Annotated in this window: 7 protein-coding genes; 2 read left to right on the forward strand and 5 right to left on the reverse strand. The window is 38.9% G+C overall.

All coding sequences use genetic code 11. The features are described 5' to 3' along the window. Nucleotides 1-34 precede the first annotated feature (34 nt). Nucleotides 35-238, forward strand: coding sequence for a Lacal_2735 family protein (locus VIM94_RS06225; protein WP_332038424.1), 204 nt, complete (start codon nucleotides 35-37; stop codon nucleotides 236-238). On the opposite strand, the gene VIM94_RS06230 is transcribed toward VIM94_RS06225, so the two are convergent. The 3 genes from VIM94_RS06230 to prfA all read right to left on the reverse strand — a co-directional run bounded on the left by VIM94_RS06230 (nucleotide 235) and on the right by prfA (nucleotide 2,998). Beyond that, nucleotides 235-1,008 (reverse strand): helical backbone metal receptor, encoded by a 774-nt coding sequence (locus VIM94_RS06230; RefSeq protein WP_332038425.1) that lies wholly within the window; start codon nucleotides 1,006-1,008, stop codon nucleotides 235-237. The two genes, VIM94_RS06225 and VIM94_RS06230, sit on opposite strands and share 4 nt — an antisense overlap. A 10-nt stretch (nucleotides 1,009-1,018) precedes the next feature. Beyond that, nucleotides 1,019-1,837 (reverse strand): orotidine-5'-phosphate decarboxylase, encoded by an 819-nt coding sequence (gene pyrF / locus VIM94_RS06235; RefSeq protein WP_332038426.1) that lies wholly within the window; start codon nucleotides 1,835-1,837, stop codon nucleotides 1,019-1,021. 84 nt (nucleotides 1,838-1,921) lie between these two features. Beyond that, a complete protein-coding gene (gene prfA, locus VIM94_RS06240) occupies nucleotides 1,922-2,998 on the reverse strand; it encodes a peptide chain release factor 1 (RefSeq protein WP_332038427.1) in 1,077 nt (358 codons plus the stop codon). A gap of 437 nt (nucleotides 2,999-3,435) precedes the next feature. On the opposite strand from prfA, the gene VIM94_RS06245 reads away from it, so the two are divergent. Beyond that, the gene (locus VIM94_RS06245; protein ID WP_332038428.1) at nucleotides 3,436-4,098 is read left to right on the forward strand and encodes an ABC transporter ATP-binding protein; all 663 of its coding nucleotides are present in this window, start codon (nucleotides 3,436-3,438) and stop codon (nucleotides 4,096-4,098) included. A 4-nt stretch (nucleotides 4,099-4,102) separates the two neighbouring features. Here VIM94_RS06245 and VIM94_RS06250 read toward each other — a convergent pair whose 3' ends face one another. After that, nucleotides 4,103-5,284: an AIR synthase related protein gene (locus tag VIM94_RS06250; protein ID WP_332038429.1), complete on the reverse strand. Its 1,182-nt coding sequence runs from the start codon at nucleotides 5,282-5,284 to the stop codon at nucleotides 4,103-4,105. A gap of 113 nt (nucleotides 5,285-5,397) precedes the next feature. After that, nucleotides 5,398-6,894 (reverse strand): carboxypeptidase regulatory-like domain-containing protein, encoded by a 1,497-nt coding sequence (locus VIM94_RS06255; RefSeq protein WP_332038430.1) that lies wholly within the window; start codon nucleotides 6,892-6,894, stop codon nucleotides 5,398-5,400. Nucleotides 6,895-6,940: the final 46 nt, after the last annotated feature.

The following is a 6,940-nucleotide window of genomic DNA, read 5'->3' on the forward strand; positions in this document are numbered from 1 at the left end:
CCTGAATCTATCTTTGTACCCGAAAGAAGATGAAATGATTAAGATTGATGATGCTATGTTTAAGATTTTTGAGACAAGAACAAAAGAAGAAAGCATGTGCGATAAGTACAAGCAGCTCATGCACCGCTCCTACAAACTCGCATTAACCGATAAAGAAGAAAGTGATAGGTTAAATGATAAGGCAAAAAAGATTCTGGATGAACTACATAGAATGGGATATGATAAAATAGACCATTAAAAGTTCAGGTTTTTAAAATAGTCCATTGCACCTATTAAGCGCGAACCATACCAGCTAAAATACTCACCATCTACCAGTTTTATTTCCGCACCAATATTTTTAAAGTACTCCATATGTTTTTCAGAAAAAGGATAAGGCTCGGATGACAACAAGATCAAATCAGGCTTTTTGGCTTTGAGTTCTTCAAGGTCTGTAACAGGATATCTTTGTTCTTTAAATACGTTTTCAAAATTATTCAACTGTAAAAGGGTATCGATAAAAGTATTTTTTCCTGCCACCATTAATGGCTTTTTCCAAATAAGATATGCTACTTTTTTTGGCTGTTCTGCACTCCGGATTTTCTTTAATCCTGAAATCTTCTTCTGGATGCTTTTTACCATCGTTTTAGCCAGTTCTTCCCTGTCAAATAGCTCCCCATACTGAAGCATCATTTCAAAAACATCTTCAATTTCAATGATATCAGATACGTGAACCGGAGCTATGTCTTCCAGAGCCTCTACCATTTCAGGAGTATTCTCTTCTTTATTGCATAAAATGAGATCGGGCTGCAAATCCTTAATTTTGTTTATATGAACCTGCTTGGTGCCACCTACAACCTTCTTTGTTTTCGGAAGATATTTCGGATGAACGCAAAATTTTGTAATTCCCACCAGTTTTTCTTCCAGCCCCAGTTCGATAAGAAGTTCGGTTTGGCTGGGAACAAGGGACACTACCCGCTGCGGGACTCCTTTTAATTCAATCTTTCGTTGAAGTTGATCCCAAACTTCCATAAAAACATATTTAAAGTTGCCTTAATTCCTCGGCCATCTGTCGTTGAAGGATCTCAGCTTTAGCCCCGGCTATTTCAGCAAAATTTGAAGATTCTGAGGCATAAATTATCTTTCTTGAGGAATTCACCAAAAGCCCCACGTTTTTGCTCAACCCATATTTACAAACATCTTCGAGTTTTCCTCCCTGAGTACCTACCCCTGGCACCAACAGGAAATTTTCAGGAATAATCTTCCTAATCTCCTTGAGGAATTCGGCCTTTGTAGCTCCAATTACATACATGAGCCTATCGGCATTTTCCCAGGTTTGAGAAACCCGGATTACTTTTTTGTACAGTTCTTCCCCATCGATTTGTTGTGTTTGAAAATCAAAAGCACCTTCATTTGAGGTCAATGCTAATAAGATGGCGTGTTTATTTTCAAACTCGAGGAAAGGTTCCACCGAATCTTTTCCCATATAAGGCGCTACCGTCACCGAATCGAAACCTAAATCCTTTAAAAAGGTCTTGGCGTACATTCGTGAAGTATTGCCTATATCCCCGCGTTTGGCATCAGCAATACTATAAATCTCGGGGTATTCCTGATGCAGGTAACTTATAGTCTTTTCCAAAGCCTTCCAGCCTTCTACACCTTCAGCTTCATAAAAAGCAATGTTCGGTTTATAGGCCACGCAAAACTTATGGGTAGCATCAATAATAGCTTTATTGAAACTAAAAATAGGATCCTCTTCAGAAAGTAGATAAGTTGGAATCTTTTCCAGGTCAATATCCAGACCTACACATAAAAAAGATTTTTTCTTAAATATTTGATCGGTTAGTTCTTGATTGGACATTGAAACTGGTTTTTGGGAAGTTTAAATTTAGAGACAAATTACAATGATAGAAAAATAGAGACCTCCGCCTGCGCGGAGGTGACTTTAAAATATATCTGAATTTTCTTTGAGTTTTTCGGTGTTTTCTACCAATTGCAGCTCATCGATAATTTTTTGGATATCGCCGTTTATGATATTTCCAAGGTCATAAAGGGTTAAATTGATTCGATGATCGGTCACTCTTCCCTGGGAATAATTATAGGTTCTAATCTTGGCGCTACGGTCTCCACTGGATACCATAGAATTTCTTTTAGCGGCATCGGCTTCCTGCTTTTTTGCAAGCTCCATTTCGTATAAACGGGAACGAAGTACCCTAAATGCTTTATCCTTATTCTTATGCTGAGATTTCTGATCCTGACACTGAGCTACCAATCCGGTAGGCTCGTGGGTTAGTCGTACAGCCGAGTAAGTAGTGTTCACTGACTGCCCACCTGGACCTGAGGAACAGAAATAATCTATTCGCACGTCTTTAGGATCTATTTGCACATCAAACTCCTCGGCTTCAGGCAATACCATTACCGTGGCAGCAGAAGTATGAACCCGGCCCTGAGTTTCAGTTTGTGGAACACGTTGTACACGATGTACTCCGGCTTCAAATTTTAAAGTTCCGTAAACATCTTCACCACTAACCTCGAAGATTATCTCTTTAAATCCGCCGCTGGTTCCTTCACTAAAATCCACCATATTATGTTTCCAGCCTTTGCTTTCAATATATTTGGTGTACATACGGTAAAGGTCTCCTGCAAAGATACTGGCTTCGTCCCCACCGGTTCCGGCACGAATTTCCATAACCACGTTTTTGGCATCATCAGGATCTTTTGGCACAAGCATCATTCTTATCTTCTCCTCCAGTTTCGGAAGTTCCTCTTTTGCTTCTTCCAACTGCATTTTAGCCATTTCAGTCATTTCGGCATCACTGCCGTCGGCAATAATCTCTTCAGCTTCCTTGATATTATTGGTGAGTTCTAGGTATTTAGTACGCTCATCCATAAGCGCCTTTAAATCCTTGTACTCTTTATTTAATTCTATATATCGTTTCTGATCTGAAATCACATCAGGTTGAATGATCAAATCATTCACCTCATCAAAACGCTGCTTTACTATGTTAAGCTTCTCAATCATATAAACCTCACTGATTTTAGGAAAGCAAATTTACGATATTTTAGGCGATTTCGGGTAATGGAAATTTTTTTGAAAAAGTACGGTGTTTTTGTTTTTAGAACTACTCCCTCAATTTTTTCATAACTTTAGAAACAGCGCTAAAGCTTTCGGTTTGATTTTAAAATTCAGAGTCCTCTTTATTTTCTACAGGAAATTTCTTTTCCCCAGTTTTATTTTGAATGGATTTCTGGTTTTTACGAATAACCCGGCAGAAGCCACATTATTGCTGAAATTCTTTCTTTTTGCAGGCTTATTTGCCTGGTTTAGATTTACCCCTGAAGATGATAAGCTCTTATTTTACAGGAATTTTGGAATAAGCCCAGGATTTCTTTTAGCGGGATGCTTTGCAGCAGAATTCATTCTTACCGCTGTTTCCTATAAATTATTCCCACTGCTCTATGATATTTGAACTGGAAAATATTGAACTGAGTTTTGGAGAAAAGAATATCCTCTATGGGGTTTACCTAAAGGCTGAAACCGGAAAAGTAACCGGCCTTTTGGGAGCGAATGGTTGTGGAAAAACCTCCCTGCTCAAAGTTTTCTTCGGAAATCTTACAGCAAACAATCAGCTCGTAAGGGCTGATGGAAAGGGATATCTCAAAAAGTTTTACCTTACCGAAATGGTTAAGTTTCTTTCTCAGAAAAACTATTTACCCTCCCATATAAAACTGAAAAATCTATTCCAGCTATTTAAAGTAAACTGGCCCGAATTTGCCGATAACTTTCCTACAACCGCATTAAGAAAGAATTACCGAATTGGAGAACTCTCTGGAGGTGAAAGGAGACTAGTAGAAACCTGGCTGATCATAAAATCAGATGCAAAACTGGTGCTGCTTGATGAACCTTTCACCCATCTATCCCCGCTTTATATTGAGATTATAAAAAAGGAAATTCTACAGGAAAAACAACATAAAGCTTTTGTGATTACCGATCATCTTTATAAAGACATCCAGGAAGTAGCCGATGAGTTGTATTTTCTGCAAAAGGGGTGCACACAACTTATCAAAACCCCCTCTCAATTAGAGGAATTAGGTTATATCAATCCGGGGCACTTTAATTAGGATCCTATTTATACTCAAACTCTCCGAACTCACTTTTGATGGTAAGTCTCTTTTCTTCGGAAGCTTCTACTCTTCCAACGATCTGAGCGTCAACATTAAAAGATTTGGAGATTTCAATAATTTCTGAAGCGATAACTTCGTCTACATAAAGTTCCATCCTGTGTCCCATATTAAAGACCTGGTACATCTCTTTCCAGTCGGTTTTGCTTTCCTGCTGAATGAGCTTAAACAGTGGTGGTACTTCAAACAGCTTATCTTTAATAATATGCAGATTTTCAACAAAATGGAGAATTTTGGTTTGTGCGCCTCCACTGCAATGCACCATTCCGTGAATCTCTTTATTGCTGAATTTTGATAGAATCTTTTTGATTACAGGAGCATAAGTACGGGTAGGTGAAAGCACCAGTTTCCCCGCATCAAGCGGCGAATTTCCCACTTCATCGGTAAGTTTCTTTGATCCGGAGTAGATCAAATCTTCAGGAATCCCATTATCAAAACTTTCGGGATATTTTTCAGCAAGAATCTTTGAGAAGACATCATGTCGCGCAGAAGTTAATCCGTTGCTGCCCATTCCGCCGTTGTACTCCTTTTCATAAGTAGCCTGTCCAAAGGAAGATAGTCCCACGATCACATTACCTGCTTTAATATTGGCATTATCGATCACTTCACTGCGTTTCATCCTTGCAGTAACCGTAGAATCTACGATAATGGTTCTTACCAAATCACCTACATCGGCTGTTTCGCCCCCGGTGGAGTGGATTTCCACACCAAACTCTTTAAGGCTTTTAAGAAGTTCTTCGGTCCCGTTAATAATAGCGGAAATCACTTCTCCCGGAACCAGGTTCTTATTTCTTCCAATAGTTGAGGAAAGCAAAATATTATTGGTAGCCCCAACACACAGCAAATCATCGATATTCATGATAAGCGCATCCTGTGCGATACCTTTCCAGACCGAAAGATCTCCGGTTTCCTTCCAGTACATATATGCCAGGGAAGATTTTGTGCCTGCCCCATCGGCATGCATAACGAGGCAGTATTCTTCCTCTCCGGTAAGGTGATCGGGAACTATTTTGCAGAAGGCCTGCGGAAACAATCCCTTATCTACATTCTTTATCGCATTGTGTACATCTTCTTTTCCGGCTGAGACACCTCTTTGGGCATAGCGTTTACTGGTTTCCTGGCTCATGTTGTTGTGTTGAAGGCATCAAAGATAAACAGTTTAAATCTTCCAAAAAACTAATTAAAATAAAAAAGCGGCAGCCCGTTATACAGACTACCGCTCCCCCCGTAAAAAATCATTTATTCCCAATCGGGCATTTTAGCGTCTTCAATTATTTGATACCTATGAGAACCATCAGTATCCTGATCTTCCAAATAAGCGGTATATATATCGTTTTGAGACACACCATCATTAGAGGTGTTGACAAAAATAATCTCTGCTTCGTTAGGCGAAAACCGCGGATCGAGATCGTTTGTACCTTCCAGTTTGCCTCTACTGTAATCCTGAACTTCGGAGGTTTCCAGATTATAGATAAAAATTCTGGAATTTAATCTCCTGTAATCTGAACTTTCGTATCCAGAAATATCTCTGGTAAACAAGAGCAATTTATTATCAACAGAAATATCCAAACCTCCTACTGCCCCATCTACATTTGAGAGCACGGTTTTAACCTTATTACCTTGCGGATCAATCATATAAATTTCGGCTTCATAACCGCTGGCATTATTTACCAGGAGCGCCATGTTTCCATTTTTTTCGCTTACATCCACTTCAGTTATAAATTTACCTTTTGGTTCCTGATAAATTAATTCAGTATCGTTTCCGTTCACGTTTACTTTATAAAGTTTCGAAAAATTAGGATAAACCAAACTTGCTCCATCATCAGCCCATGAAAAATCAAGTTGTTCCAGGTTAAATCCGTTAACCGGTATATTACCGGTTACGCGGGTTTGCTGTGAACCATCCAGGTTCATCGTATAAAGATGGGTTTGATTTGCTTCGGTCTTTAAATATGCTATTTTATTTGTCCGGAGATTTTTTCTCGGTCTAAAACTGTTTACTTCAGAAGAAGTGAGTTGATATTCGTTCTCATTTGGATCCATGGCATAAATCACATTATTGCCATTAACCGATTTTACATAAAAAATTCTGGACTCCGGATGTTCCAATGTAGTAAAGGATTTTACTTCACTCATCACAGGATTATTAATGCTATCACTTACTTTCACCTGCCAGAAATATTTATATCCATAATTTAGGCCTTCCAGCCTATAGATAGTATCCTGGATATTTTCATATTTAAGAATGTCGTCATTCCGGTTATTACGAATTTCCAATTCGTAGGTTAAACTGTCGGCATCGGGATCACTAGCCTCCCAGATTAAATCCAATTCAAGAGATTGACCTTCAGCATTATCTTCAGGAGTAATCAATTTTGGTGGATTTGGTGCCCTATTATTTCCGGTTCCTTCTGCCATTTCGATCACTACATTAGAAGTAGCTCCCGTAGTTACGGCAACACCTTTAAAACTAGTAACGTAGCCGTCGGCTTCCGCTTTAACCGAATATGAATCCACTAAAATATTTTCCAGTTTAAATTCACCATTTTCATCTGTAAAAACTGTAGTGGAAGCCGGGCTGGTTGTAATTTCGGCCTCAGGGATGGGCTCTCCAGTAGCTTTGGCAATTACCAAACCGGTTACCGATCCTGTTAATTCTTCACCAATCGTGTCTTCGGAACAGGCCTGAAAGATTCCTAAAACCGAAAGAAGTAATAATTTATATATGGTTTTCATTTTCGATAATATTTGATGGGTTAGTAATAAAAATTAATGCCTATTC

Source organism: Salegentibacter sp., assembly GCF_036568425.1.
GTDB lineage: Bacteria > Bacteroidota > Bacteroidia > Flavobacteriales > Flavobacteriaceae > Salegentibacter.